This is a genomic window from Micromonospora aurantiaca ATCC 27029 (assembly GCF_000145235.1).
GTDB classification, from domain to species: Bacteria; Actinomycetota; Actinomycetes; order Mycobacteriales; family Micromonosporaceae; genus Micromonospora; species Micromonospora aurantiaca.
Genome location: NC_014391.1, coordinates 4,482,879 through 4,509,050 on the forward strand (window position 1 = coordinate 4,482,879; position 26,172 = coordinate 4,509,050).

General features: G+C 72.9%; 23 protein-coding genes and 1 pseudogene. 14 read left to right on the plus strand and 10 right to left on the minus strand.

The window, feature by feature from the left end:
- The first annotated feature begins 59 nt into the window (after positions 1 to 59).
- Both MICAU_RS19635 and MICAU_RS19640 read left to right on the plus strand, forming a co-directional pair.
- Positions 60 to 1,391, plus strand: a complete 1,332-nt coding sequence (locus tag MICAU_RS19635) for a molybdopterin-dependent oxidoreductase (RefSeq protein WP_013287098.1) — start codon at positions 60 to 62, stop codon at positions 1,389 to 1,391.
- Positions 1,384 to 1,887 (plus strand): hypothetical protein, encoded by a 504-nt coding sequence (locus MICAU_RS19640; protein ID WP_013287099.1) that lies wholly within the window; start codon positions 1,384 to 1,386, stop codon positions 1,885 to 1,887. Before MICAU_RS19635 ends, MICAU_RS19640 begins: the two co-directional genes overlap by 8 nt.
- 156 nt (positions 1,888 to 2,043) lie before the next feature.
- On the opposite strand, the gene MICAU_RS19645 is transcribed toward MICAU_RS19640, so the two are convergent.
- The 8 genes from MICAU_RS19645 to MICAU_RS19680 form a co-directional block, all read right to left on the minus strand.
- Positions 2,044 to 2,628: a hypothetical protein gene (locus tag MICAU_RS19645; RefSeq protein WP_013287100.1), complete on the minus strand. Its 585-nt coding sequence runs from the start codon at positions 2,626 to 2,628 to the stop codon at positions 2,044 to 2,046.
- 91 nt (positions 2,629 to 2,719) lie between these two features.
- Positions 2,720 to 3,787: a lytic polysaccharide monooxygenase auxiliary activity family 9 protein gene (locus tag MICAU_RS19650; RefSeq protein ID WP_013287101.1), complete on the minus strand. Its 1,068-nt coding sequence runs from the start codon at positions 3,785 to 3,787 to the stop codon at positions 2,720 to 2,722.
- A 185-nt stretch (positions 3,788 to 3,972) separates the two neighbouring features.
- On the minus strand, positions 3,973 to 4,914 hold the full coding sequence (locus MICAU_RS19655) for an NAD(P)-dependent alcohol dehydrogenase (RefSeq protein WP_244879628.1): 942 nt from the start codon (positions 4,912 to 4,914) through the stop codon (positions 3,973 to 3,975).
- A gap of 141 nt (positions 4,915 to 5,055) precedes the next feature.
- Positions 5,056 to 5,814, minus strand: a complete 759-nt coding sequence (locus tag MICAU_RS19660; RefSeq protein WP_013287103.1) for a YwiC-like family protein — start codon at positions 5,812 to 5,814, stop codon at positions 5,056 to 5,058.
- A 5-nt stretch (positions 5,815 to 5,819) separates the two neighbouring features.
- A complete protein-coding gene (locus MICAU_RS19665; protein ID WP_236619268.1) occupies positions 5,820 to 7,121 on the minus strand; it encodes a multicopper oxidase domain-containing protein in 1,302 nt (433 codons plus the stop codon).
- A 54-nt stretch (positions 7,122 to 7,175) separates the two neighbouring features.
- Positions 7,176 to 8,498 (minus strand): hypothetical protein, encoded by a 1,323-nt coding sequence (locus MICAU_RS19670; protein ID WP_013287105.1) that lies wholly within the window; start codon positions 8,496 to 8,498, stop codon positions 7,176 to 7,178.
- A complete protein-coding gene (locus tag MICAU_RS19675; protein ID WP_013287106.1) occupies positions 8,498 to 9,625 on the minus strand; it encodes a DUF8744 domain-containing protein in 1,128 nt (375 codons plus the stop codon). Before MICAU_RS19675 ends, MICAU_RS19670 begins: the two co-directional genes overlap by 1 nt.
- On the minus strand, positions 9,622 to 10,380 hold the full coding sequence (locus MICAU_RS19680; protein WP_262420890.1) for a helix-turn-helix transcriptional regulator: 759 nt from the start codon (positions 10,378 to 10,380) through the stop codon (positions 9,622 to 9,624). Before MICAU_RS19680 ends, MICAU_RS19675 begins: the two co-directional genes overlap by 4 nt.
- Here MICAU_RS19680 and MICAU_RS19685 point away from each other — a divergent pair.
- Positions 10,379 to 11,185 carry a DUF2249 domain-containing protein gene (locus MICAU_RS19685; RefSeq protein WP_013287108.1) on the plus strand — a complete coding sequence of 269 codons (807 nt, stop codon included), beginning with the start codon at positions 10,379 to 10,381 and terminating at the stop codon, positions 11,183 to 11,185. The two genes, MICAU_RS19680 and MICAU_RS19685, sit on opposite strands and share 2 nt — an antisense overlap.
- 129 nt (positions 11,186 to 11,314) lie before the next feature.
- Positions 11,315 to 11,755 carry a hemerythrin domain-containing protein gene (locus tag MICAU_RS19690; protein WP_013287109.1) on the plus strand — a complete coding sequence of 147 codons (441 nt, stop codon included), beginning with the start codon at positions 11,315 to 11,317 and terminating at the stop codon, positions 11,753 to 11,755.
- 49 nt (positions 11,756 to 11,804) lie between these two features.
- On the opposite strand, the pseudogene MICAU_RS32490 reads toward MICAU_RS19690, so the two are convergent.
- Positions 11,805 to 11,980: pseudogene (locus tag MICAU_RS32490) on the minus strand (radical SAM/SPASM domain-containing protein); the annotation flags it as partial.
- 234 nt (positions 11,981 to 12,214) lie between these two features.
- Here MICAU_RS32490 and MICAU_RS19695 point away from each other — a divergent pair.
- The 10 genes from MICAU_RS19695 (at position 12,215) to MICAU_RS19740 (ending at position 24,197) form a co-directional block, all read left to right on the plus strand.
- Entirely contained in the window at positions 12,215 to 15,880 is a 3,666-nt protein-coding gene (locus MICAU_RS19695) for a nitrate reductase subunit alpha (RefSeq protein WP_013287110.1), read from the plus strand.
- Positions 15,880 to 17,577: a nitrate reductase subunit beta gene (narH, locus tag MICAU_RS19700; protein WP_013287111.1), complete on the plus strand. Its 1,698-nt coding sequence runs from the start codon at positions 15,880 to 15,882 to the stop codon at positions 17,575 to 17,577. The genes MICAU_RS19695 and narH overlap by 1 nt, the downstream gene beginning before the upstream one ends.
- On the plus strand, positions 17,574 to 18,194 hold the full coding sequence (narJ, locus tag MICAU_RS19705) for a nitrate reductase molybdenum cofactor assembly chaperone (RefSeq protein ID WP_013287112.1): 621 nt from the start codon (positions 17,574 to 17,576) through the stop codon (positions 18,192 to 18,194). The genes narH and narJ overlap by 4 nt, the downstream gene beginning before the upstream one ends.
- Complete coding sequence (gene narI, locus MICAU_RS19710; protein WP_013287113.1) at positions 18,191 to 18,952, plus strand: respiratory nitrate reductase subunit gamma; 762 nt, start codon at positions 18,191 to 18,193, stop codon at positions 18,950 to 18,952. Before narJ ends, narI begins: the two co-directional genes overlap by 4 nt.
- The gene (locus tag MICAU_RS19715; RefSeq protein ID WP_013287114.1) at positions 18,949 to 20,244 is read left to right on the plus strand and encodes a molybdopterin molybdotransferase MoeA; all 1,296 of its coding nucleotides are present in this window, start codon (positions 18,949 to 18,951) and stop codon (positions 20,242 to 20,244) included. The genes narI and MICAU_RS19715 overlap by 4 nt, the downstream gene beginning before the upstream one ends.
- Before the next feature lie 127 nt (positions 20,245 to 20,371).
- Entirely contained in the window at positions 20,372 to 21,514 is a 1,143-nt protein-coding gene (locus MICAU_RS19720) for an MFS transporter (RefSeq protein ID WP_174361801.1), read from the plus strand.
- A 160-nt stretch (positions 21,515 to 21,674) separates the two neighbouring features.
- Entirely contained in the window at positions 21,675 to 22,076 is a 402-nt protein-coding gene (locus MICAU_RS19725; RefSeq protein ID WP_013287116.1) for a DUF6153 family protein, read from the plus strand.
- A gap of 76 nt (positions 22,077 to 22,152) precedes the next feature.
- A complete protein-coding gene (locus tag MICAU_RS19730) occupies positions 22,153 to 22,809 on the plus strand; it encodes a DUF305 domain-containing protein (protein WP_013287117.1) in 657 nt (218 codons plus the stop codon).
- Between the two features lie 108 nt (positions 22,810 to 22,917).
- On the plus strand, positions 22,918 to 23,280 hold the full coding sequence (locus MICAU_RS19735; RefSeq protein ID WP_013287118.1) for a BlaI/MecI/CopY family transcriptional regulator: 363 nt from the start codon (positions 22,918 to 22,920) through the stop codon (positions 23,278 to 23,280).
- A complete protein-coding gene (locus MICAU_RS19740; protein WP_013287119.1) occupies positions 23,277 to 24,197 on the plus strand; it encodes a M56 family metallopeptidase in 921 nt (306 codons plus the stop codon). The genes MICAU_RS19735 and MICAU_RS19740 overlap by 4 nt, the downstream gene beginning before the upstream one ends.
- A gap of 50 nt (positions 24,198 to 24,247) precedes the next feature.
- On the opposite strand, the gene MICAU_RS19745 is transcribed toward MICAU_RS19740, so the two are convergent.
- Entirely contained in the window at positions 24,248 to 25,789 is a 1,542-nt protein-coding gene (locus tag MICAU_RS19745; protein ID WP_013287120.1) for a copper resistance CopC/CopD family protein, read from the minus strand.
- Positions 25,790 to 26,172 lie beyond the last annotated feature (383 nt).

Here is a 26,172-nt window from a genome sequence, read left to right on the forward strand (position 1 = left end):
TAGCGTCCTGCACGAAGCCCGTCGCGTCCGGTCCGACGGCCTCGCCGACTGGAGGAACCGTGCCAGCCGACCCGCCGTCCGACGAACCACCTGCCGCCTACCCGGCGCGGCTGTGGCGTACGTTGGACCGGCATCGCCCGCCCGGAGCCGACGCCGCCGCCGACGCGTGGCGCAGTCCGGTGCGTGGTCCCTGGCTGACGTCCGTGTTCGGCGTCGTCCTGCTCGCCACGCTTCCGTTGGTGATCATCACCGGTTTCCTGGACTGGATCGCGTACGGTCCCCGGCTCGGCCAGGCATTTCCCAGCGACGTGGGCTGGCTGCACCCTCCCGTCTTCGACTGGCCGACCCGTCCCGCCTGGCTGTTCCGGCTCACCCAGGGACTGCACGTGACGCTCGGCATCGTGCTGCTACCGGTGGTCGTGGCGAAACTCTGGTCAGTGGTACCCAAGCTGTTCGACTGGCCGCCGGCCCGGTCCGTGGCCCAGGTGCTCGAACGGCTCTCCCTACTGCTCCTGGTGGGCGGAATCCTCTTCGAGACGGCCACCGGCCTGCTCAACATCCAGTACGCCTACCTGTTCGGATTCGACTTCTACACCGCGCACTGGTACGGCGCCTGGATCTTCACCGCCGCCCTCGTCGCGCACGTGCTGATCAAGCTTCCTCGTACGATCTCCGCGCTGCGCGGCCCGCGCTTCATGCGTACGACGGCGGAGGAGACAGTGCCGGAGCCGCCGGATCCGGACGGGCTGGTGGCCCGCCGGCCCGGCCCGGCGACGATGAGCCGGCGTGGCGTCCTCGCCCTGACCGGGGGCGGCGCGTTGTTGCTGGCTGCGCTGACCGTCGGGCAGGGCCTGGACGGGGTGCTGCGCCGTACCGCGCTGCTGCTACCACGGGGCCGGCAGCACGACGACGGACCCAACGGTTTCCCGGTCAACCGGACCGCCGCCGCGGCCGGTGTCCGACCCGACGACACCGGTGCTCAGTGGCGGCTGACGGTGCGCGCCGGCAGCCGCACGGTGGAGGTGGACCGCGACGGCCTGCTCGCGATGACGCAGCACACCGCGGACCTGCCGATCGCCTGCGTGGAGGGCTGGTCGACGACGCAGACCTGGACGGGGGTGCGGCTACGGGACCTCGCGGCGCTGGTCGGCGCAGCCGGCAGCGCCGTGGCGCGGGTCGAGTCGCTGGAACGGGGCGGTCTGTTCCGTCAGGCCCGGTTACAGGTCAACCAGGTCCGCCACCCCGACTCGCTGCTCGCCCTGAGAGTCAACGGCGTGGACCTCTCGGCCGACCACGGCTACCCCGCCCGGGTCGTCGTGCCGGCGCTGCCGGGCGTGCACTGCACGAAGTGGGTCCGCGACATCACCTTCGAGGACCAGCCTGATGACTGAGTTCCGGCGTGGCTACGGCGCCGCGCCCTGGCACCTGCTGCTCCTGCTGGGCTGCTTCGCGGTGACCGGCTGGATTGCTCTGCGGCTGGCCGGAGAACCGGCCGCCGGCCGGATGCTGCTCTGGTTCGTCGGCGCGGTCGTCGCCCACGACCTGCTCCTGTTCCCCTTCTACGCGCTGGTCGACCGGGCGCTGCGCGCCGCGGTGTGCGGCCCCGGGCGCCGATCGGCGCTGAATCACGTGCGGGTGCCCGCGCTCGCCTCCGGACTGCTGCTGCTCGTCTATCTTCCCGGCATCCTCGGGCTCGGCGGCGACACGTACACGGCGGCGACCGGCCTGACCCCGCAGCCGCTGCTGGCCCGCTGGCTGCTGGCCAGCGCAGCGATCTTCGCGGTCAGCGCGGCGCTCTACGCGCTGCGGCACCGTCGTGGCACGCTGCGTCCGCAGCGACGCCGGACTCCAGGACGAGCAGCCCGTCGACCACCGGCGGAGACGTGAGAATCAGGTGATCCTGCGCGGCCAGGGGCCGGTCCGACATCCGCTCATGTCCGGTCCTCGTAGCGCTTCCCTGCCCGGTGCGGACGCCTTGACCGCCGGCGTTCTCGCCCTCGCCGCCTGCGGCGCCGCGCCGCGGGTATCGGCCGCTCGGCGTGGTCAGAGGCCGGCGGCGGCGTCGTACCGGCGCCGCAGGTCGGCCATCTCCGACGGGGGCAACGCCTCCCTGAGTGCCAGGACCTCGTACTTGTCGGGGAACATCTCCCGTAGCCGGTCGACGAACCTGACGTCGGCGGTCGCCTCGACCACCTTGATGCCGGGAGGCTGGGTGGTCATGTCCATGATCACCGGGCCGACGAGTTTGACCGCCCCGTCCCAGTGGCGCTTCTGTTCGGCGACGCCGCAGAGGTGGAAGCCGTAGACCGTCCGGACGTCGGCCAGGGTGGCGGCCCCGGTGGGCTCGTGGCCGTAGACATGGACTCCGCAGACGACCGCCGGCGCGGCCTGCTCTCCGGCCGGCACCTGCGGGGCGGTGTGCCCGGCGTGCTGGTGATGTGCCGGGTCCGCCTGCTCGAGGGTCGTACGCATCCGGGCCAGGATCTGCCGGCGGAGATCTGCCGGGTCCGTCCTCGGGGTGGTCGAGGTGACCACGGCGGCCACACCGATCGACGCGGCCAGCAGGCACACCTCGATCCACACGACGCGGCTCCGGTACCAGCCGCCGGCGCCTACCCGGGAAGTCATGATCGTTCTTCACCTCGTCGCGGTTCCTGATGGTGGCGGAGGGCACCGACGGTGGGGTGGCGCGTGCCGCGCCACCCCACCGCAGATGCTGTTACCGAGCGGTGCAGGTGAGGGTGGGTGTGGAGTTGGTGCCGTTCCAGGAGGCGTTGAAGCCGAAGCTGGTGGAGCCGTTGGCGCTCAGGGAACCGTTGTAACCGACGTTCGACGCGGTGACCGACGAACCGCTCGAGGTGACCGTCGCGTTCCAGGCGTTGGTGATGCTCTGGCCGTTGGGCCAGGTCCATGCCACCGTCCATCCGGAGATGGCGGCGTTGCCGGCCCGGACGGTGACCTCGGCGCCGAATCCACCGGACCACTCGTTGGTCTTGCGGTAGGTGGCGGTGCAGGCACCGTTTCCGGCCGGCGGCGGCGTGGTGGGCGGCGGAGTCGTCGGCGGCGGGGTGGTGGGCGGCGGCGTGGTGGGCGGCGGGGTCGTCGGCGGCGGGTTGCCGCCGCCGCCGAAGATCACGTCACTGCAGAGGTAGTACGGCTGGTCGAGGTGGGACGCCTGCCAGATGGTGTAGACGACGTGCCGCCCGGTGCGGTTGCCCGCGTTCACCTGCGCCTCGTAGAGCCCGGTGGTCGGGTAGCTGCCGGTGCGGAGTACCAGCTCGAGGCTGTTCCAGGTGAGGGGCTGGGTGGTCGGGTCGAAACCCTGCTTCGTGATGTAGATCAACATGTAGTCGGCGCCGTGCTTGGCGCCGTCGGTCAGTGTGAGGGTGAAGTTGTTCGGCATCGGCTTCGCGGTCCACGCGCCGACCGCGTCGAGCGAGGCGTACAGGCCGCCCTGGGTGCGACCGCCGCTGCACAGCTGTCCGTCCGGCACGGCGGCCTGGTGGTTGCCGCCGACGTTCTCGCGGTACAGGCCGTTCCAGTTCCACATCGTGTTCGGGTTGGCCTGCCACGCCTGCCAGCACATCGGGTCGGTCTGGGCCATGGTGGGGTTGAGGTGATCGGAACCCCAGCGCTCCCAGCATCCGTAGTTGCGTGTCGGCGGGTTGGTGACCGATCCGTGCGCCGAGGCCGGATCGGCCTGGTTGACGACGACCATCGTGAACGAGGCGAGGAGAACTGCGACCGCGCCCAGTCCCAGACGGCGTCCTGTCCGTGAGATTTTCATGATGCTCCAGTGGATGCGCCGGCGCCCAGTGGCCCTCGCTGGGTGCCCACCCCGGAGAAGGTGACGCCGATCGATTCAAGCCGTCCCAGGGGTGGACGGCACTGCTGCCCAGCAGCGCATGGCGACTCCCAGCCACGATGTTAGTAAAGACGGCTGTCAATGTAAATCGATACCGGCGTATCGGGTCAGACGACGGTCACGATGACTTTCCCGAGGGCACGGCCCTCTCCGACGTGGGCCAACGCCTCGGGCACCTCATCGAGTGTGAAGGAACGGTCGATGTGGATGGTGAGGTCACCCGTGGCGCAGAGGTCGGCCACCGGTTCGAAATGCGTCGGCCCTTCCTTGACGGCGAGCACACCCAGGCGGCGGTGGGTGAGCCGGCCGGCCGCGGCACCGATCGTCAGTACGCGGAGCAGCGCCGGGACGGAGCCGCCGACGCACCGGTAACGGCCGCCGGGGGCCAGTGCCCGGCGGTAGTCGAACACCGACCGGTGCGCGACCAGGTCGAGGATGAGGTCGTACGGGCCGCTGCGGGTGAAGTCCTGGCTGCGGTAGTCGATCACCTCGTCCGCGCCGACCGATCGCATGAAGTCGAGCTTGCCGGCGTTGTCGACGCCGGTCACCTCGGCGCCGAACTGTTTGGCAACCTGAATGGCGAATGAGCCCGATCCGCCGCCGGCACCGTTGATCAAAACCCGTTTTCCGGCTGCCGCGCCTTGAGTCCCTTGCCATGCGATGGCACCCGCCTGCGGAATCGCTGAGGCCTCGGCGTAGGTCAGGGCGGCGGGCTTATGGGCCAGAACCGACTCGGGAGCGATCGCGTACTCGGCGAAGCCGCCCTTGAGCATGAGGTTGTCACCGTACACCGCGTCACCGGGCCGGAACCGGGTGACCGCCGGGCCGACCGCATCGACCCGGCCTGCGATGTCCGAACCGAGTGTCCGGCGTGCCGGTGAGCGCAGCCCACCGATGCGCGAATACAGCGGCGAGCCGCGCAGGGTCTCCCAGTCGCTCAGGTTGACCGAGGTCGCTGCGATCTTGACGAGCACCTGCCGGCCGGTGGGAGACGGCTTGGAGACGTCCTCGATCCGTAGCACATCCGGCGACCCGTACCGGTCGTACACAACCGCTCTCATCCACGCACCCCTAGCCCTTCACCCAGGCGCTCCGGCCGCACTATGCCCACGGCCGGCAGGCAACGGCCTCTTGGTAGCAGACAGAGACAAGGAACCAACCGCCTCCGAGTGGGGGACGTTGCGCACGGATCAGAGCGTCGCCAGCACCCCGGCCAGAACGACCAGGCAGCAACCGATCTCGATCATCCCGACCTGCACAGGGCGGAGCCGGCGTGCCGGCAGCAGCGCGGCCCGGAGCAGGAGCAGCAGGAAGACCGGACCGAGCAGCACATCCACCAGCCAGACCACGGCGGCCAGGGCGAGCACGTGGTATCCGACGGAGAGACGGAGGAAGCGGCTGTCACCGCGTTGCCGGATCATCGTCTTGACATAGAGGACAGTGCCGAACAAGTAGAGCAGGAGCACTGCGAAGGCCGGGGTGACCCGGGTGACGGACACACCGGCGATGGTCGCCGCGACGAAGACCAGCAGGCAGCTCTGCGCCACCGAGGCCAAGTCGTTGAGCAGGGCCCGTTCCCGGCGACGCCAGGCGTATCCGGCGTTGACCGCCAGCAGCGCGGCGTAGCCCGGGGCGTACCAGAGGACAGCGGGCCGGGCGAGCGCCACGGTCGCCGCGAGCGGCGCCGCCAGCAGGCCGTACGCCAGCAGCTGGGGGGTGAAGCGGCTCGGCCGACGGCTCTTGATCGCCTGGAAGGCGTAATACGACAGCAGGTAGCCGGTCAGCCAGGCGCCGAGCAGCGGCAGGTGCGGCCAGCGCGGGCCGGCCAAGGCCACCCCCACGGTGTACGGCAGCAGGAGCATCGCCCACGCGCCGTGCTGGGGTGGGACGAACTGCCGCACGCGGCGGCGGCGCATTACCGGGCGGTCGGCTACGACAGCGGTGTTCATGGTGGTCACCGGACCTCGAACAGGCCACGGGCGCCGCGCTCGGCGTCGACCATGGCGTGGCTGACGAACGGGTAGTGCCCGGCTGCGGGGAAGACCGTCTCCACGAAGCCGCCGCCGGCCGGGGTGAGGGACAGCACCTGGGCTCCGCCGGGGTCGGTCGGCCGGTTCTCCCAGTGCCCCTCCCGGTAGACGGTGTCGAACTGGGCGCCGACGATGTGGAACGAGCTGTCTCGGTTGGGGCCGGCGTCGAGCAGCCAGACTCGGACCCGTTCACCGGCCCGGGCGGGTAGTGGACGGTGCGCGTACTGGGCGGGGTAGCCGTTGAAGACGACGGCGTCGGGGCGCTCCGCCTGCATCGCGGCCAGGTCGCCGGGCTCGCCGTCCGGGCCGAGGTAGAACTCGGACTGGACGAGCACGTACTCGCGATCGACGCGGGGCAGGTCGGGCGGGTCGACGATGACCGCACCGTACATCCCGTTGCCGATGTGGTGCAGCATCGGCATGGTCGAGCAGTGGTACATCCAGATGCCGGCGCGGGTCGCGGTGAACCGGTAGGTCAGCCGCTGCCCGGGGTCGATCGGGCGCATCACCTCGTCCGGGGCGACGGCACCGGCGTGGAAGTCGATGCCGTGGTCCAGGGTGCCGTCGTTGACCAGGGTGATCTCGAAGGTGTCGCCGACCCGGCCGCGCAACACCGGGCCGGGCACGGTTCCGTCGAAGGTCCACAGCCGCTGCCGTACCCCGGGCGCGACCTCCCGGACGACTTCCCGGACGTGCAGCTCACGCCGGTGCAGCCGGCCGGGCGGCGCGGGCGGCGCGGTGGCGTCCCGGGCGACGAAGGCCGCGCCAGGGTCGGCCATGGCATCGAGGCGCGGCCTCGTTCCCTCCGTCGCCACGGCCGTCCCTGTCGGAGCGGTCACCGTGGCCCCCGTCGGGACGATCCGCAGTGTCATGCCGGCCTGCCGGTGGGCGGGCAGGGAGCACCAGCCCTCCACCGTCGCCCCGATCACGCCGGCGTCCAGCCGGGCGTCGCCGCCCCGCGTCAGCAGCGGTGTCCTCGCCCCGGAGGCCAGGACGAGGTCGTGGCGGCGGTTGTCCCGGTTGGTCAGCTCGATGACCAGTCGATCACCCCGGGGCACGTCGATCCGGTCGGGGTGGAAACGCATGCCGTCTGCGACCACTGTGACCGTGGTGGTGTGCCCGGTCGGAGTGACGGCGGTGGCGGCGGCGGGGACGGGTGCGTCACCGGAGACGCGTTGGGCGGCGACCCCGACGAGGACGGCGACGAGGACGAGGGCGAGACCCACGGCTGCTCCGCCGAGCGGGCGGGGCACGGGGGCTTCGGTGCGCGCGGACACGGGTTACCTCCGGGCGGTGAGCAGGACCCGCACGGCCGGCACGAGGAACTGCACCAGCGCGGCGAGGACCAGCAGTGAGGTGGTGATGCGGACGAACGGCGGGGTGGGCAGGACGAGGACCAGCAGGGCGGCGTTGGTCATCGCGACGCGCTGCGGGCCGTGCCGCTCCAGCAGGGCGGCGCGGCGGCGCACCGGCGCGGGTCCGCCGCCGAGCACCACGGGCAGCAGGTGGGTCAGGGCTCCGACGAGGACCTGGGCGACGAAGCCGACCAGCAGCGGGAGCAGCACCGCACCGAAGCGGTCGGCCGCGCCGGCCGGGTCCGCAGCGGGCAGCAGCGTCGCGGCGTCCACGGCGAGAGCGACCATCAGCCAGCCGCCGGCCGCGGCGAGCGACCAGGACGCGAACGCGTACGGGGGGCGGGTGCGCGCGACGGCCAGCGCGGGGCGCAGGGCGATCAGCGCGCCGAGGGCGAACAGGCTCAGCCCGGCCGCGGCGACGACCCGCCACCAGGCGAGCAGGCCGACGCCCAGCAGGACGAGTCCGGTCGTCGCCACCGGCAGCGCGACGGTGGCGGCGCGGACCGCACCGTCGGCCATCCGGGTACGCAGCACGGTGGGCCAGAGTGTCAGCAGCGTCCCGAGGACGGTCAGCGTCACCCAGCCGAGCAGGTTCACGTGCGCATGGAACAGCAGCAGCCGGGGGCGCAGCGGGTCGTCGATCACCAGCATCCCGGCGCCGACCGGCACGCCGGCGAGCAGGGCCACGGTCGCCGCCAGGTAGTAGCGGACCGTGACGGAGAACCGGGCCGGCAGGGCGCGGCGCAGCCGGTGGGTGAGCGCGACGAGGTGGGCGGTCACCGCGACGAAGACCAGCGTAGCGCCCGCCACGCCCAGCCAGGGGCGGTCGGCCGTGCCGCCGGTCAGGACCGCCAGCACGCCCACGTTGAGCGCGGCCAGCCGGGCCGCCTCGGCGCGGCGGCGGTCCGGGGCGGGGGCACGCAGCACGGCGGCGGCGAAGTGGGCGCTCCACACCACGACGGCGTTGCTGACCGCACCGAGCAGCAGCAGGTGGACGGCCGTCCAGCGCCACGCCGGGAGGAACGGATGGACGAAGGCGAGCACGACCAGCCCGGCCAGGTAGGCCAGCGGCAGCGCAGCGACCCGGCGGTGCCAGCCGGCCCGCCCAAGGCCCGCCGCCACGGCCGGAGCGGTCACCGGGCCGGGGGCCGGGGCGGCGGGACCGGCCGACGCGACTGCCGAGACGGTCCGCCCGGCCCCCGGGCCCGAGGGCGCGGTCGGGGCGGAGTCCCCGCGGGTGCCGGCCATCACCGCACCGCCGGCACGACCGGCGGGACGACCGCCGTCCGGGTCCGCCGCCGGGCGGCGCGGACCAACGCGGCCACCACTCCGCCGACGAAACCGAGCACCGCCAGGACGTTGCCGACGCCGCCCCAGCGCCACCCGGCCGGCACGCCGAGCACGTCGCCGACCAGGACCCGGATCGTCAGGGTGGTGTGCAGCAGGGCGAGCGGGGCGTACAGCCACGGCCCGTAGGGCAGTGGGCGGCGAAGCACCGCCGGCAGGATCACCGGAGCGTGCGCGAAGATCATCGACATGGTGAAGCCCAGGAAGACCAGGTGCAGGGTGGCGTCGTAACGGGAGCCGCCGGTGACCGGCCCGGCGCCCGCCCACAGCAGGCCGGCCAGCGCCAGCCAGGCGTACCCGGTGAGCAGGCCGACCGCGACGTAGCGGGGCAGGCCGACGGCGCGCACCGTGTGGCGGGCGACGTCGCAGACCACCAGCCAGGCCACCGTCGCGAGCAGGCCGACCCCGAATAGGTACGCCCCGACGGCCGGCCAGAGCGCGGTGGCGGTGGCGCCGGCGGTCAGCATGCCGAGGGCGGCGAGGAACCAGCCGACGCCGTGCCGGGGCAGCGTGAGGTGAGCGAGTTCCAGACGCTCCCCGGCGATGGTGGCCACCACGAAGGTGGCCAGCCAGGGCACGATCTCCGGCACGCTGAGGCCGGCGAGCCAGAGGAGGGTGGCGGCGTACCAGCTCAGCGCGCCGGTGACCTGGGCCAGCAGCGCCGGGCCGGGCTGCCGCCACCACAGCCGCTGGTAGATGAGCAGCAGCAGCACCGAGGCGAGCATGAGCAGCAGCCGGCCGGGCAGGCTCGGCCCGGTCAGCACCAGCAGCACCGCCCCGGCGCCGGAGCAGGCGGGCGCGAGCAGGGCCCACCGGGTGCCGAGGGCCACCGCGCGTTCCAGCGCCACCAGGGTGCCGACGAAGCCCAGCACCATCAGCGGGCCGTGCACCTGCTCCAGTGGGACGTGAGGCGCGGGCACCGGCAGGCCGAGCAGCAGCAGGGCGGCGTAGAGACCGCTCACCAGGGCGAAGCCGCCCGCGGCGAGGACGGGGAGCCGCCACTGTACGGCGATCGGCCGTGGGTTCATGCCGGCTCTTCGGTGATATTCGGCAGGGCCAGCCGCACCACGCAGGCGTCGGGTGCGCCGAAGGGTTCGAGCACGGCGCCGGCCGGTGAGGCACCGGCGTGTTCGAGCGTGCCGCGGACCACGCCGACGTGCAGGGCGCAGATCGCGTCGGGGTTGCGGTTGACCAGCTCCAGGAAGGGACAGGTGTGCAGGTGGATCTCGGTCGCCCCGTCGGCCGTCCGGTGTCGGCGGGGACTGAAGCCCAGCCCGCGCAGGACGTCGAGCAGCGTATCGACCGGCTCCCTGCCGGGCGGGGTGGCGGCGGCGAGGTGGCGTCCCCAGTCCTGGCCGGCGCGGGTGGCCTCCGCCCGGACGTCTCCGTGGCCCCGCCGCGACAGGTGGTCGAGCAGTGCGGCGGCGAGTGCCCGGTACGGCGCGGGGGCCGGGGCCTCCGCGACGGCCACCCGGTAGCGCCACGCCGGCCGTCCGGGCTGGCCCCCACTGGCCCGCGCCTTGACCAGCAGTCCTGCGTCGACCAGGCGGTCGAGGTGGGCGCGGGCGGTGGACAGGTGCAGGCCCGTCCGCTCCCCCACCTCGGCGATCGTCATGCCGGCGCCGGCGGCGCGCACGAGCTCCAGGATCGAGGCCCGGCTGGCGGTGCCGAGAGCCCGGTGGCGCTGCGGGTCGATGGTCTCGCCGACCGGCCCTGTTCTCGGGGTTTCCACGTTAGATAACGTTACAACGTCGTTCAACCGCAAAACCCTGGAGGGTTCCATGTCCGCCTCACGCTCCCCGGCCGACCGCGAGGCCGCGCAGGCCGTCGTCCGGCACCACGCCCAGCTCGCCGCCGACCTCGACCGGCACGTCGGAAACCTGCTGACCGCGGCCGACCAGGGTGACGCCGCCGGGGCGCTCCGGCACCGTGACGAACTGCTCCGATGGCTCCGCGACGAACTGCTGCCGCACGCGCACGCCGAGGAGGACTCCCTCTACGCCGCCGCCGGTGAGCGGGCCGAGGGTGCGCTGCTGGTCCGGGGCATGCTCGACGAGCACCAGGCGATCACCGGCCTGGTCGCCGAGTTGGAGACCGGCAACCGGCCGGTACGCCTCGCCGGCACCGCGCGCGCCCTCGCCGCGCTCTTCGCCGTCCACCTGGCCAAGGAGAACGACCTGGTCGTCCCGCTGCTGGTGGACGCGGCCGACGTCTCGCTGGCGAAGTTGCTGGAGGGGATGCACGATCTGCTCGGCTCCTCGGAAAGCTCGAATGGCGGCGGTTGCGGCGGGGGTGGCTGCGGCTGCGGTGGTGACCGGGCACCGGCCGACGCGCCGGCCCCGACCCTCACCATCGATCCCCGGCTGGACGTCCGGCAGCTCCCGCACGACCAGCGCCACGCGCGGGTGCTGGCGGCGCTGGAGGCGCTGCCGGCCGGTGGAGCGCTGGTGCTGGTCGCCCCGCACGCACCCCGCCCGCTGCTGGCCGAGGTCGCAGCCCGCTACGGCGACGGCATGACCAGCGAGTGGCTGCAGGACGGGCCGGACGTGTGGCAGATCCGGCTCTCCCGCCGGCCGGTGACGGTCTGAGCAGTCTGTCGGTGCCAGGGCGGTGGGGATCAGGGCCCGCCGTCGCGGCGTACCGGGCCGTCCGGCCCTGCTGACGGAGGTTGCCGGTGCGCACGATGGAGTCGCCCACCCTCGTGGTCAGGAGACGAAGTGTGCAACTACTGCGGCTGTCGGGAGTTCCCGCTGATCGGCCGGCTCTCGGCCGAGCACGAGGCGATCGCGAACGCGGCCGGCCGGCTGCGCGGCGCGGTGCGGGCCTCCGGCCCGGACGCCCTGGTGGCGCTGGACGCGCTGCTGGCGCTGCTGATGCCGCACACCTCCACTGAGGAGGACGGCCTCTTCGTGGAGCTGCGGGCCGAGGGCAGCCTGGCCGGGGCGGTGGCGAAGCTCTGCGCGGAGCACGACGACATCCACGGCGTGCTCGGCGGCGTCGACCGGGCCGACCCGGACTGGCCCGCAGTGCTGGCCGCCCTGGACCGGCTCCACCGGCACATCGACAACGAGGAGCACGGTCTCTTCCCGGCCGCGGTGATCGCGCTGCCGATCCCGGCCTGGGACCGGATCACCCCGGCGGAGGCGGCGGCCAGGTGAGCCGGCCCGGATGTCGGCCGCTGCCGACGCCGCCCCGCGGCTACCGGCGGTGCGCCTCGGTGGTCTTGACCGGCACGGTCTCGCCGAGGTCGTAGAGGGCGTCGAGCACGTCCTCGGTCTGCCCGCGTCGCGGCCGCCCAGCGCGGCGCCCCACCCGGCCGGCACCAGGAAGAACACGCTCCACGGTGGCCCCCGGTCCCGAACCTGCCCGGCGATCTCCGGCAGGGTGACACCGAGACGGCCGGGCCCCGCTCCGTGCCCCGCCGGTGACCGCCCGACCGGGCCCGAAGTCCCGCCACGGACCCGCAGGTACAAAGCCGATGATCTCGGGACCTTCGGCCCGGTTTCCCGAGGTTGTACGTCGGCACCATGGCCAGGACGCCCTCGCTCGGGGTTGCGCTCCGGCGCATCTGCCGAGAACGTGGGGCAGTACGGCCATCTATCGAAGGAATGAGGCGTATGTCGCGAGCCACCGATAGTGCGGGGCGGGCGCTGCTGGCCGTGGGCGGCCTCGTACGCCGGGCCGAGGTCTCCGCCGACGGCCGGACATTGCACCAGATCGGCGGCCGGGAGGCGGACGCCTTCTACCGGGACCGCTGGTCCTACGACAAGGTGGTGCGCTCCACGCACGGGGTGAACTGCACCGGCTCGTGCTCCTGGAAGGTGTACGTCAAGGACGGCATCATCACCTGGGAGCAGCAGCAGACCGACTACCCGAGCGTCGGACCGGACCGGCCGGAGTACGAGCCTCGGGGCTGCCCCCGGGGTGCCGCCTTCTCCTGGTACACCTACTCCCCCACCCGGGTCCGCTACCCGTACGCGCGGGGCGTGCTGGTGGAGATGTACCGGGAGGCCAGGGGGCGCCTCGGTGATCCGGTGGCCGCGTGGGCGGACATCCAGGCCGACCCGGAACGACGCCGCCGCTACCAGAAGGCCCGCGGCAAGGGCGGCCTGGTGCGGATCACCTGGGACGAGGCGCAGGAGATGGTCGCCGCCGCGCACGTGCACGCGATCGCCGAGTACGGCCCGGACCGGGTCGCCGGCTTCTCCCCCATCCCGGCCATGTCGATGGTGTCGCACGCCGTCGGTGCCCGGTTCCTGTCCCTGCTCGGCGGCTCGATGCTGTCGTTCTACGACTGGTACGCCGACCTGCCGGTGGCCTCCCCGCAGGTCTTCGGCGACCAGACCGACGTGCCCGAGTCCGGGGACTGGTGGGACGCCTCCTACTTCGTCATGTGGGGCTCCAACGTCCCGGTGACCCGCACGCCGGACGCACACTGGATGGCCGAGGCGCGCTACCGGGGGCAGAAGGTCGTGGTGGTCAGCCCCGACTTCGCCGACAACGTCAAGTTCGCCGACGAGTGGATGCCCGCCCAGCCGGGCACCGACGGCGCCCTGGCGATGGCGATGGGGCACGTCATCCTCAAGGAGTTCTTCGTCGACCGGCGCACCCCCCGCTTCGTCGACTACGTCCGCAGGTTCACCGACCTGCCGTTCCTGGTCACCCTGGAGCCGGGTGCCGACGGGGCGTACCGGCCGGGCAAGTTCCTCACCGCCGACGACCTGGGCGAGACGGACAAGGAGGCGGCCTTCCGGACGGTGCTCTGGGACTCGGCCACCGACGCTCCCGCCGTGCCGCGGGGCAGCCTCGGCCACCGTTGGGGCGAGCAGCAGGGCCAGTGGAACCTGGACCTGGGCGACCTGGAGCCGGCGCTGACCTGCCTCGGGGCGGGCGACGCGGTGGAGGTGGAGCTGCCTCGGTTCGACACCGACACCCCGCAGGCGCTGCGCCGGGGCGTGCCGACCCGCACGGTGCGGGGCCAGTTGGTGACCAGCGTCTTCGACCTGGTGCTGGCCCAGTACGGGGTGGGCCGCGACGGCCTGCCGGGCCAGTGGCCGACCGGGTACGACGACGTCGAGGCGCCGTACACGCCGGCGTGGCAGGAGCCGGTCACCGGGGTGCCGGCGGCGCAGGTGGCCCGGGTGGCGCGGGAGTTCGCCGACAACGCGGACCGCTCCGGCGGACGGTCGATGATCCTGCTCGGCGCCGGCACGAACCACTGGTTCCACTCCGACGCCACCTACCGGGCGATCCTGGCGCTGGTCACCCTCACCGGCTGCCAGGGGGTCAACGGCGGCGGCTGGGCGCACTACGTGGGGCAGGAGAAGTGCCGCCCGGCGACCGGCTGGGCGCAGCTCGCGTTCGGCCTGGACTGGGTCCGCCCGCCCCGGCAGATGATCGGCACCGCCTTCTGGTACGTGCACACCGACCAGTGGCGCTACGACACCTACTCCGCCGACGTGGTCTCCTCCCCCACCGGCACCGGCGCGTTCGCCGGCAAGCACACCATGGACCTGCTGGCCCAGTCGGCCCGCTCGGGGTGGATGCCGTCGATGCCCACCTTCGACCGCAGCCCGCTCGACCTGGCCGACGAGGCTCTCGCCGCCCGGCCGGACGACCCGGCGGGCTGGGTGGCCGAGCGGCTCGGCGAGGGCGACGTGAAGTTCGCCTGCACCGACCCGGACGCGCCGGAGAACTGGCCACGGGTGCTGACCGTCTGGCGGGCCAACCTGCTCGGCTCGTCGGCCAAGGGCAACGAGTACTTCCTGCGGCACCTGCTCGGCACCGACGCGAACCTGCGCGCCGAGGAGGCGCCGGAGGAGTTGCGGCCCAAGGACGTGACCTGGCGGGAGGAGGCCCCGGAGGGCAAGCTCGACCTGCTGCTGAGCCTGGACTTCCGGATGACCTCCACGACGCTCTTCTCCGACATCGTGCTGCCCGCCGCCACCTGGTACGAGAAGCACGACCTGAGCAGTACCGACATGCACCCGTTCGTGCACGCCTTCACCCCGGCGATCAACCCGCCGTGGCAGACCCGGACCGACTTCGACGCCTTCCACGGCATCGCGAAGGCGTTCTCCACGCTCGCCGGGCCGCGGCTGGGCGTACGCAAGGACCTGGTCGCGGCGCCGCTGCTGCACGACACCCCGGACGCGATGGCGACCCCGCACGGCCGGGTCCGCGACTGGGCGGCGACCGGGGAGACCCCGGTGCCGGGCCGGACCATGCCGAAACTGGTGGTGGTCGAGAGGGACTACGGCGCGATCGCCGACAAGATGGCCGCGCTCGGGCCGCTGATGGACACCCTCGGCACCACCGGCAAGGGCTTCTCGGTCGACGTGCGGCCGGAGGTCGAGTATCTGCGCCACAAGAACGGTGAGGTGCGCGGCGGCGCCGCGGACGGGCGGCCGTCGCTGGCGAAGGACACGCACGCCTGCGAGGCGATCCTGGCGCTGTCGGGCACCACCAACGGGCGGGTCGCCACCGCGGGCTTCCGGGACGTGGAGAAGCGCACCGGGGTACGCCTGGCGGACCTGGCTGCCGAGCACGAGGGCAAGCAGATCACCTTCGCCGACACCCAGTCCCGCCCGGTGCCGGTGATCACCAGCCCGGAGTGGTCGGGCAGCGAGCACGGCGGCCGGCGCTACTCCCCGTTCACCATCAACACCGAGCGGCTCAAGCCCTGGCACACGCTCACCGGCCGGCAGCACTTCTTCCTCGACCACGACTGGATGCACGAGGCCGGCGAGGCGCTGCCGATCTTCCGGCCGCCGTTGGACATGCACAAGCTCTTCGGCGAACCGAGACTCGGCCGCAACGGGGAGCTGGAGATCACCGTCCGCTACCTCACCCCACACTCGAAGTGGTCCATCCACTCCGAGTACCAGGACAACCTGATCATGCTCACGCTGTCCCGGGGCGGGCCGACGATGTGGATGAGCGAGGCCGACGCGGCGAAGATCGGCGTCCGGGACAACGAGTGGATCGAGGCGGTCAACCGCAACGGCGTGGTGGTCTGCCGGGCCGTGGTGACGCACAAGATGCCCGAGGGCACGGTCTACATGTACCACGCCCAGGAACGGGTGATCGACGTGCCCAAGTCGGAGACCAACGGCCGGCGCGGCGGCATCCACAACTCGCTGACCCGGCTGCTGGTCAAGCCCACCCACCTCATCGGCGGGTACGCGCAGCTGTCCTTCGCGTTCAACTACCTCGGCCCGACCGGCAACCAACGCGACGAGGTCACCGTGATCCGCCGCCGCTCCCAGGAGGTGCAGTACTGATGCGGGTCATGGCACAGATGGCGATGGTGATGAACCTCGACAAGTGCATCGGCTGCCACACCTGCTCGGTCACCTGCAAGCAGGCGTGGACCAACCGCTCCGGCGTCGAGTACGTCTGGTTCAACAACGTGGAGACCCGCCCCGGGCAGGGCTACCCGCGCACCTACGAGAACCAGGAGCGCTGGCAGGGCGGCTGGGTGCGGACCCGCTCCGGCAAGCTCAAGCCACGCTCCGGTGGCCGGGTGAAGAAGATGTTCAGCATCTTCGCCAACCCGAAGCTGCCGTCCATGCAGGACTACTACGAGCCGTGGACGTACGACTACGAGCACCTGATCAACGCGCCGGCCGGCGAGGACACCCCGGTGGCCCGGCCGAAGTCGCTGCTCACCGGCCAGGATACGAAGATCACCTGGAGCGCCAACTGGGACGACTCGCTCGCCGGCGGCAACGAGATCGCCGCCGGTGACCCGGTGCTGGCGAAGGTCTCCGGCCAGGTGAAGCAGGAGTTCGAGAAGACCTTCATGTTCTTCCTGCCGCGCATCTGCGAGCACTGCCTCAACCCGTCCTGCGCGGCCTCCTGCCCGTCGGGGGCGATCTACAAGCGGGCCGAGGACGGCATCGTGCTGGTCGACCAGGACCGCTGCCGGGGCTGGCGGATGTGCGTGACCGGCTGCCCCTACAAGAAGGTCTACTTCAACCACCGCACCGGCAAGGCCGAGAAGTGCACCTTCTGCTTCCCGCGCATCGAGATCGGCCAGCCCACCATCTGCTCCGAGACCTGCGTGGGGCGGCTGCGCTACCTCGGGCTGATGCTCTACGACGCCGACCGCGTCGCCGAGGCCGCCGCCATCGCCGACGAACACGACCTGTACGACGCGCAGCGGTCGGTCTTCCTCGACCCGCACGACCCGGCCGTGGTCGCCGCCGCCCGCGAGGCCGGCATCCCGGACGACTGGATCGACGCCGCGCAGCGCTCGCCGATCTGGGACCTGATCATGCGCTACGAGGTGGCGCTGCCGCTGCACCCGGAGTACCGGACCATGCCGATGGTCTGGTACATCCCGCCGCTGTCGCCGGTGGCCGACGCGCTGCGCGAGACCGGCCACGACGCGGAGGAGGCCGGCAACCTCTTCGGGGCCATCGACGCGCTGCGCATCCCGGTGGAGTACCTCGCCGAGCTCTTCACCGCCGGCGACCCGGAGCCGGTGCGCGGGGTGCTGAACCGGCTCGCCGCGATGCGCGCCTACCAGCGCCGGATCAACCTGGGCGAGGAGCGCGACGAGTCCATCGCCGCCGCAGTCGGCATGACCGGCGCGGAGATGGACGAGATGTACCGGCTGCTCGCCATCGCCAAGTACGAGCAGCGGTACGTCATCCCCGCCGCGCACGCCGAGGACGCGCACCGGCTGGAGAAGATCGCCACCGAGTGCAGCCTCGATTACGAGGGCGGCCCCGGGATGGGCGGCGGCGGCCCGTACGGCCAGGGGCCCTTCGGGGAGTCCTCCGGCACGCCGGTGCCGGTCCAGGTGGAGACCTTCCACATGCTGCGCGACCGGCAGACCGCGGAGGGCTTCACCGACCCGGGCGACGAACCCCGCCGGGTCAACCTGCTCAACTGGGACGGCAAGGGCAGCCCGAAGGGCCTCTTCCCGCCCCGCAGCCGCAAATCCGCACCCGTCGACGGAGGTAACCCGTGAGCCGGCCGACCTGGCGGGCGGTGGCCGCCCGCGCGGCGTCCCTGCTGCTGCGCTATCCCGAAGAGGAGGTTCTCGCAGCGCTGCCCACCGTGCGGGCCGCGCTCGACGGCCTGCCGGCCGAGGTCGCCCGGCCGCTGCGCGAGGTGGTCGCCCACCGGGAAGCCGCCGCGCCGGTCGACCTGCGGACCGCCTACGTGGAGGTGTTCGACTTCCGGCGCCGCTGCTGCCTGCACCTGACGTACTACACCTGCGGCGACACCCGTCGCCGGGGTGAGGCGCTGGTCGACTTCGCCGCCGCGTACAAGGCGGCCGGACTGACCGTCGTCGACGGCGAGCTGCCCGACTTCCTGCCCGCCGTCCTCGACCTGGCCGCCGCCGACGACGAGGGGTGGCGGCTGCTGCGGGAGAACCGCGTCGGCCTCGACCTGCTGGTCGAGGCGCTGGGGCGGGAGAAGTCGGTGTACCGGCAGGCCGTCGCCGCCGTCCGGGAGATGCTGCCGCCCGCCCAGCCCGGGGACATCGCCGCCGCCGCCCGGCTGGCCCGCACCGGGCCGCCGGTGGAGCAGGTCGGACTCGAACCATTCGGACTGGTCGACACGACTGGAGGACGCCGATGAACATCCTGCTGTGGGTGGTGTACCCGTACCTGTCGATCGCGATCCTCGTCGGCGGCGTGATCTGGCGCCACCGCTACGACAAGTTCGGCTGGACGACCCGATCCTCCCAGCTCTACGAGAGCAGCATCCTGCGGTGGGGCAGCCCGCTGTTCCACTTCGGAGTGCTGATGGTCCTGATCGGACACATCGGTGGCCTGGTGGTCCCGAAGTCCTGGACCGAGGCGGTCGGCGTCACCGAGCACACCTACCACCTCATGGCCGTGTTCATCGGCACGGTGGCCGGCTTCTGCACCCTGATCGGGCTGGGCATCCTGATCGCCCGTCGCCGGTTGACCGGGCCGGTCTTCGCCGCCACCACCCGCAACGACAAGGCGATGTACGTGGTGCTGGCGGGGGTGATCGTGCTGGGCCTCTGGGCCACGGTGCGGGCCAACGTCGCCGGCCCCGGCTACGACTACCGGGAGACCATCTCCCCGTGGTTCCGGTCGCTGTTCTACCTCCGCCCGGACCCGGAGATCATGGCCGGCGTCCCGGTGGGCTTCCAGATCCACATCCTGGCCGCCTTCGCGCTCTTCGCGTTCTGGCCGTTCACCCGCCTCGTCCATGCGTTCAGCGCCCCGGTCGGCTACGCCACCCGCCCCTACGTCGTCTACCGCAGCCGGGACGACCGGCCCGGACTGCGGCCGACCCGCCCCGGATGGGAGGGGCCGCCCCGGCTGCCCACCCCGCGCGGCGGTCGGACCCGCTCACGCCGGTGACCACCGCACCGCACCACACCGGCAGTCACCATTCGTCCCGACCAGCGACGGAGTGGGCCGCGGCGCGGGCGCTGGCCCACCGGCTCCCCGCTCCCCTGCCCGCGGAGTCGGTACCGCTGGCCTGCGCCGCCGGCCGGACCCTCGCGGCGCCACTGGTCGCGGCGGTCCCGCTGCCCGGGTTCGACAACTCCGCGATGGACGGATACGCGGTGCGTGGTCCGGGCCCGTGGCGGGTGGTCGGCCAGATCCTGGCCGGTCGCACCCACGCCGTCGCGCCCCTGGTCGAGGGGACCGCCGTAGAGGTGGCCACCGGCGCTCCCGTCCCGGGCCGGGCGGACCGGGTCGTGCCCTACGAGATCGCCGACCGGATCGGTGACGTCCTGCGGGCGGTGCCGGGCGACCGTCGGCACATCCGGTGCGCGGGCGAGTACGCCGCCCGCGGTCAGGAACTGGTGCCCGCGGGTTCGCCGGTCACGCCGGCGGTGCTGGGGCTGGCCGCGAGCGTCGGCCTCGACCACCTCACCGTCCGGGCCCGACCCCGGGCCCGCCTGTTGATCAGCGGCGACGAGGTGGTCCACGCCGGCCGTCCCCCGTGGGGCAGGGTCCGGGACGCGATCGGCCCGATGCTGGCCCCGCTGCTGTCCGCCTGGGGAGCGGACCTCCTCGGTCCGCGGATGGTCGGCGACCAGCCCGACTGGTTCGCCGAGGCGATCGCGGACAGCACGCGAGACGCCGACGTGACGGTCGTCTGCGGGGCGTCCTCCGTCGGCCCGGCGGACGGGCTGCACGCGTCGCTGCGGCACCTCGGGGCCGTGGCGCACGTGGACGGGGTGCGGTGCCGGCCCGGGCACCCACAGGTCCTGGCCCAGGCCGGGGCCCGCTGGATCGTCGGCCTGCCGGGCAACCCGTACGCGGCGCTGGTCGCCGCGCTCACCCTGATCGACCCGCTGCTCGCCGGGCTGGCCGGACGGCCGCCGGCCGATCTGGACACCGCCGTCCTCACCGATCCGTTGCGCCTCGACGAGCGGAACACCCGGATCGTGCCGGTCCGGCGCGGCGCGCGGGGCCTGCGGCTGGTCGACGGGGCGCACCCGGGATACCTGGGCGCGGCGGCGGACGCCGACGCGCTGGCCGTGGTGCCGCCCGGTTGGCGTCCCGGCACCCCGGTCGGTCTGCTCACCCTGCCGTGGCAGGTGGGACGTCCTCCTGGGCCGGGTCTTCCGGCCCTGCCGGGGTGGGTTGGCTCAAGCGAGGCTCGTACCGGTGAAGCGGACCGCCGAATTCCCCTTTGACGCCGCGACAGCAGCACGACGATCCCGACGGAGTTGAACGATGACCAGCATCCGTGACCGGCAAGCCGGGTCCACCGCCCCGGTCGGGCGTCCCGAGGCCACCTCCGGCGCCGCCCTCCAGCTAGCCATGGCCACCCTCGGCTTCCTGGTGAATTTCTGGGCATGGGCCCTGCTCGGTCCGCTGGGCCCCGGCATCAAGGAACGGCTGGGGCTCGGCTTCGCCGCGCAGTCCCTGCTCGTCGCGGTGCCGGTGATCGTGGGCTCGCTGGGCCGCATCCCGGTCGGCGCGCTCACCGACCGGTACGGGGCCCGGGTAGTCTTCCCGCTGGTCACCGTCGCCACCATCGTGCCGGTGCTGACCCTCACCACGGTCTCCTCCTACCCGGCGCTGATCGTGACCGGCTTCTTCCTCGGCATCGGCGGCACCGCCTTCGCCGTCGGCGTCCCGCTGGTGTCCGGCTGGTATCCGCCGGCCCGGCGCGGCTTCGCCATCGGCGTGTTCGGTGTCGGCATGGGTGGCACCGCGATCGCCAACTTCACCACCGTCCGGCTGGCCGACGCCTACGGGGAGCGGGCCCCGTTCCTGCTGGTCGCGGCGATCCTGGCGGCGTACGCGGTGCTGTCGTTCCTGCTGCTGCGCGACGCGCCGGGCCCGGCCCGGCCCACCGGGTCGGCCTGGCAGCGGCTCGCCGGCGTCGCCCGGCTGACCGTCACCTGGCAGCTGTGCTTCCTGTACGCGGTCGGGTTCGGCGGGTTCGTGGCCTTCAGCGTGTACCTGCCGGCGTACCTGCGCACCGCCTACGGGCTCAGTGCCGCGGACGGTGCGCTGCGGACCGCCGGGTTCGTCGTGCTCGCCGTGCTGGCCCGCCCGGTGGGCGGCTGGCTCTCCGACCGGCTACACCCCGTGCCGGTGCTGGTGTGGTGCTTCTCCGGGGTGGCCGGGTTCGCCGTCGTGCAGGCCTTCCAGCCGGCCCTGATGCCGGTGGCCACGGTCGCGCTGCTCGGCATGGCGGTGCTGCTCGGCGCGGCCAGCGGCGCGGTGTTCGCCTTGGTCGGCAAGGTCGCCCCCGCCGATCAGGTGGGCGCGGTCACCGGGCTGGTCGGGGCCGCCGGCGGGCTCGGCGGGTTCGTGCCGCCGCTGATCATGGGCTGGGTGTACGGGTCGCAGGGCTCCTACGCCATCGGGCTGATGCTGCTCTCCGACGTGGCGCTGGCCGCCGCGGTGTTCACCGCGGTGAAGATGGGAGGCCTGGCCCGCCGCGCCGGTTGACGGTCTCGGTACGGCCTGACCGGCGCCGGACCGGTCGGGCCAGGCACGACAAAGCTGAATCCGGGTAAACGCCAGCCCCGTGCCGAGCCGCCGTGATAATCCTTCTACTATGCGGTTGTAGTAGAAGAGGATGTCGGGGCGGCCGACCTCTGGGGGTGGGATGCGACAGGTGAGGGTGGGGCGTCCACCGGCGCGTGCGCCGCTGCGGCTGGCGCTTCTCGTCGCCGTGACGCTCGGCGTGTTCGGCATGCACACCCTCGGCCACCCGGGCGAACCCGGAGCCGCCCACGCGAGCACCGCCCACCGGAGCGCCGCCGCGCCCGCCGCCGAACACGGACCCGACGGCTCGCCCGGACACCGGGGCGGGGAGCACGCGTTCACCGTGTGCCTGGCGGTGCTGGGCGGCGCCCTGATCCTCGGCGTCCTGTCCCTGCTGCGGTCCCGCCATCGCGGCGCACGCACGCCGACCGGCCACCGCCGGCGGGTGATCAGCCCGGATCGAGGTCCACCCCGCCGGCCCATCGGGCTGCGACTGCGAGCCGTCACGGTCCTGCGCACGTGAGCAGACCCCGGTCCGGCGCCTCACCCGGACCGACGGCCCTGTTCCGACCCACCTCACGACAAGGACCACGTACCAGATGACGCCAACCATCCTGCGTCGCGCCGCCCTCGCGGGCGTCGCCCTGTCCGCCCTGCTCACCGTCGCCGCCTGCGGCGGCGCGGACGACGCCGGCGGCATGACGCACGACGCCGGCAGTGCCACGCCGAGCGCCTCGTCCTCGGCCAGCGCCAACGCCAACGACGCGGACGTGATGTTCGCCCAGATGATGATCCCGCACCACCAGCAGGCCGTCGCCATGGCCGACCTGGCCCCGACCCGCGCGAGCGACCCCGAACTGAAGAACCTGGCCGCCAGGATCAAGGCAGCGCAGGATCCGGAGATCGCCACCATGAAGGGGTGGCTCACGGCCTGGGGCAAGCCCACGGACCTGCCCAGCGACCACAGCATGCCCGGCATGAGCGCCACGCCCGGGCACGGCATGCCGGGGATGGACGCGGGGATGCCCGGCATGATGTCCGAGCAGCAGATGAAGGACCTCGCCGCGGCGAAGGGCCCCGCGTTCGACAAGATGTTCGCCGAGATGATGATCGCCCACCACAAGGGCGCCATCGACATGGCCCGGACCGAGCAGGCCGACGGGAGCAACCCCGAGGCCAAGGCGCTGGCCGCCAAGATCGCCGCGGATCAGGCCACCGAGGTGCAGACCCTGCAGAAGATCCTCGACCGCCTGTAGCCGGCGTGGTGCGGCCGGTTCCGGCCTTGGCGTCGGAACCGGCCGCACCGCCGCGCGGTGACTCCGTCGCGTCGCCTCGCGTACCCTGAGCGACACGAAGGAGGGCACGTGGCGGAACTGGGCAAACTCGAATCGGCCGTCATGGACGTGCTGTGGCGTGCCTCTGATCCGGTGCTCGTGCGCGACGTCCTCGACGCGGTGACCACCGAGCGGGCGCTGGCGTACACGACCGTCCTCACCGTGCTGGACAATCTGCACCGTAAGGGCTGGGCCGTTCGCGAGAAGGACGGCAAGGCCTACCGCTATCGCGCCGCCGGCACCCGCGAGGAGATCACCGCGCGCACCCTGCGTCGGGTCATCGAGACGAGCAGTCATCCCGACCTGGTGCTCATGCACTTCGCCCGGTCCGCCTCCGACCACGAGCTGCACATCCTGCGGCGGGTCCTCGACGAGCGGAAGTCCGAGGCGTGAGCCTCGCGCTCGCCCTCGTCACCGGCGCCGCGGCCGTGGCCTGGTGGGGTCCCGCCGCGTTGCGGTGGTGCTTCCGGCATGTCGCCGATCCCGTCGCGATGCTGCTCGGCTGGCTCGGCCTGCTCGTCGCGATGATCGCCACCTTTCTCCTGGCCACCGTGATGCTCCTCGCCCCGGGCAGCACCCGGCAGTGGGCACTGCACGACCTCGCTCGCGTCTGCTGGCACTGGGCCCAACCCAGCCGGCCGGCCGCCGTCGACGAGGTCGTCGGGGCGGTAGGAGCCCTGCTCCTGCTGACCGTGCTCGCCCGCTTCACCATGACCTGCACCCAGCGGGCCTACCGCGCCCACCGCGCCCGTCGCGCCCACGCCGACCTGCTCACGCTCGTCGGCGGGCCGCCTGCGTCCGGTGAGGCGGTGCTGTGGATTCCACACCCGACCCCGATGGCGTACAGCATCGGCGGATCCCGCGGACTCACGGTCCTGGCCAGCGCCGCCGGTGACCTGCCGGCAGAGCAGCTCGCCGCGGTGCTCAGCCACGAACGCGCCCACCTGCGCGAGCGCCACCACCTCCTCGTCGGCGCAGTGGAGGGGCTCGCGGCGGCCGTACCGTGGCTGCCGCTGACCCGGCAGGCGCCCTCGGCCGTACGCCTGCTCGTCGAACTGCGCGCCGATGCCGCCGCGGTCCGCGAGTGCGGCCCGCGCGCCGTACGCGACGCGCTACTGACCTTCGCCGGCGCGCCGCACCCACCGTCGGCGCTGTCGATGGCCGGCGCCGAGGTGGCCATCCGACTCCAACGCCTTCAGGGGTACCGGCCGGACCGCCGCAACGGGCTCGCCCGCGCCGCGCTCGCCTCGGCCACCCTGGCCGCACCCCTGGTCGTCGGCGTGGCCGCCGGCATCCTGTTCTGCCTGTAACCCCCGCAACCCCGTCCGCGACACGCGGCCGTGCGTCCGGTGGGCGTTGCCTACGTGCCGGCGTTGACCAGGATCGCGGTGACCAGCAGGACAGCGACCATCAGCACCGCCTCGACCAGCACCGTGCGACGCAGGCGACGCGTGCCGCCCGGCGCGGGATCGTCCAACCGGGGTACCACCCGCCTGCTGTTGTAGAGCCCGATGACGGCGACGACCGCCACCAACGCGACCTTGACCAGCAGCACCCGCCCCCAACTGGTGCTCACCAGGTGACCCGGCCGGTCCAGGATCGCCACGGTCAACGCGACGCCGGCGACTCCGGTCAACGTCACCGCCGCCGTGGCCGGCACGGAGAACCGCACCGCCATCTCGGCGGCCCCGGTCGGCGCACCGAGACGTGCACGCCCCAGCAGCAGCGCGGCCAGGAGCAGGACCCCACCGACCCACACGGCTGCGGCGAGAGTGTGCGCGACGTCCGCCGCCACGACGATCATCCGCGGTCGCGCGGTGACGGTGTGCCCGTCGAGCAGGAACGAACCCACCAGCAGCGCCACGGTGACACCCAGAAGCACAGGCCGGACCGCGCGCGCCCGGACCCGGTGCGCGTCGTCGTCGTGCGCTTCGCCGACGGTGGGCACGACCAGGGGTTGAGGGTCGGTCGGGATACCGGCGACGGTCGCTGCGGCATGCCGACCGACCGCGTGCCGGCCCCGGATCAACGCCGGCTCCAAGGACCCGGCCACGAGCAACCCGGCCGCGCCGGCGAGCCGCAGACCCAGGCCGGCGGCCACCGGTGTACGACTGAGCGCGGTCAACGCCTGTGTGCCGGCCGCCGAGGCGAGACCACCATCGGCACTGAACACCGCCGCCAGCGCCGCGAGTTCGAGCACCGCGCCGGCTGCCACCGTCAGCCCGGCCGCCCGCACCCAGACCTGGACCAGTTGGATGTCGCGGCGCGTTCCCACCAGCGTGGTCAGCGCGAAGACCAGACCACCGACACCGAGCAGGATCGCCCCGTAGGACAGCCACCGGCCCGCCACGCCGACGAACCGCACCGCCCCCTGTTCGGCGTCAGCGGTATGACCCACCGCGTGCCCGCCGGCATGGGCCGACGGCGACGCCGACGGCAGTCCTGGCACACCGTGACCGGCATGCCCGGGCGGACCGGCGGTGGGCCGGGGCGTGGCCGTCGCCCCGGGTGCCGCAGCCGACGGAACCACAGTGAACGCCACGTCGCCGGTCAGCGGGTGAGCATCAGGGGCGGCGACACTCCACCGCAGCGCGAACTCCCCGCCGGTCAACGGGGCGGCCGGGTGCACCAGCCACGTACGACCCCCGTCCGGGGTGTGACTGGTCACCGCAACGGCCTCGCCGTCGCGGGAAAGCCGGAAACCGGCCCCGGTGGGCGTGCCGGGCGCGCTGAACGTCAGCCGGACCTCTCCGACAGCGCCACTCACCCGCGCGCCGTCGGCCGGCACGGCCTTGACCAGCTTGAAGTGCGCGGCGGCCGGCGAGGCGAACCCGAGCACCACGAACAGGGCTGGACACCACGCCAGCCATACCAGCAGCACCCACCGTGCCACGCCACGCATCGGCAACCTGCGCCGGGAAGACCTCGTCGATGTGGCGGACACCGTCAGGCCACCTGGGCATGCCGCGAGAAAGGCACTGCTGAACCCTCCGTCGAGAAGACATGGACCCGGCGCCCATCGCTCCGACCTGACGCGGTCGCCATCATAGGGCAACTACTAGCAAGGAGTAGTAGCTCACTGGTCCCGCGCAAATCGACGGCGGCCCCGCCAAGGTCGGACACGCGCAGGTCACCAGGGCTCGGGCAGGCCACCGGCGTCGCGGTGTCCGCGTCGGACCGGCCACCCCGCGACCGGGCAGACAGTGGCTCTGGTCACGATCTTCGGGCCGGAACGTCGTGACCAGCGCTTTCCGCGCCGGGAACGTTCCGGACGTGCGGTCACGA

Excerpts from the sequence above, each read along its gene's own strand:
- MICAU_RS19640 (WP_013287099.1), top strand. The coding sequence starts at position 1,384 with ATGACTGAGTTCCGGCGTGGCTACGGCGCCGCGCCCTGGCACCTGCTG.
- MICAU_RS19645 (WP_013287100.1), bottom strand. The coding sequence starts at position 2,628 with ATGACTTCCCGGGTAGGCGCCGGCGGCTGGTACCGGAGCCGCGTCGTG.
- MICAU_RS19650 (WP_013287101.1), bottom strand. The coding sequence starts at position 3,787 with ATGAAAATCTCACGGACAGGACGCCGTCTGGGACTGGGCGCGGTCGCA.
- MICAU_RS19660 (WP_013287103.1), bottom strand. The coding sequence starts at position 5,814 with ATGAACACCGCTGTCGTAGCCGACCGCCCGGTAATGCGCCGCCGCCGC.
- MICAU_RS19670 (WP_013287105.1), bottom strand. The coding sequence starts at position 8,498 with ATGGCCGGCACCCGCGGGGACTCCGCCCCGACCGCGCCCTCGGGCCCG.
- MICAU_RS19675 (WP_013287106.1), bottom strand. The coding sequence starts at position 9,625 with ATGAACCCACGGCCGATCGCCGTACAGTGGCGGCTCCCCGTCCTCGCC.
- MICAU_RS19685 (WP_013287108.1), top strand. The coding sequence starts at position 10,379 with ATGTCCGCCTCACGCTCCCCGGCCGACCGCGAGGCCGCGCAGGCCGTC.
- MICAU_RS19680 (WP_262420890.1), bottom strand. The coding sequence starts at position 10,380 with ATGGAACCCTCCAGGGTTTTGCGGTTGAACGACGTTGTAACGTTATCT.
- MICAU_RS19695 (WP_013287110.1), top strand. The coding sequence starts at position 12,215 with ATGTCGCGAGCCACCGATAGTGCGGGGCGGGCGCTGCTGGCCGTGGGC.
- narH (WP_013287111.1), top strand. The coding sequence starts at position 15,880 with ATGCGGGTCATGGCACAGATGGCGATGGTGATGAACCTCGACAAGTGC.
- narI (WP_013287113.1), top strand. The coding sequence starts at position 18,191 with ATGAACATCCTGCTGTGGGTGGTGTACCCGTACCTGTCGATCGCGATC.
- MICAU_RS19720 (WP_174361801.1), top strand. The coding sequence starts at position 20,372 with ATGGCCACCCTCGGCTTCCTGGTGAATTTCTGGGCATGGGCCCTGCTC.
- MICAU_RS19725 (WP_013287116.1), top strand. The coding sequence starts at position 21,675 with ATGCGACAGGTGAGGGTGGGGCGTCCACCGGCGCGTGCGCCGCTGCGG.
- MICAU_RS19730 (WP_013287117.1), top strand. The coding sequence starts at position 22,153 with ATGACGCCAACCATCCTGCGTCGCGCCGCCCTCGCGGGCGTCGCCCTG.
- MICAU_RS19745 (WP_013287120.1), bottom strand. The coding sequence starts at position 25,789 with ATGCGTGGCGTGGCACGGTGGGTGCTGCTGGTATGGCTGGCGTGGTGT.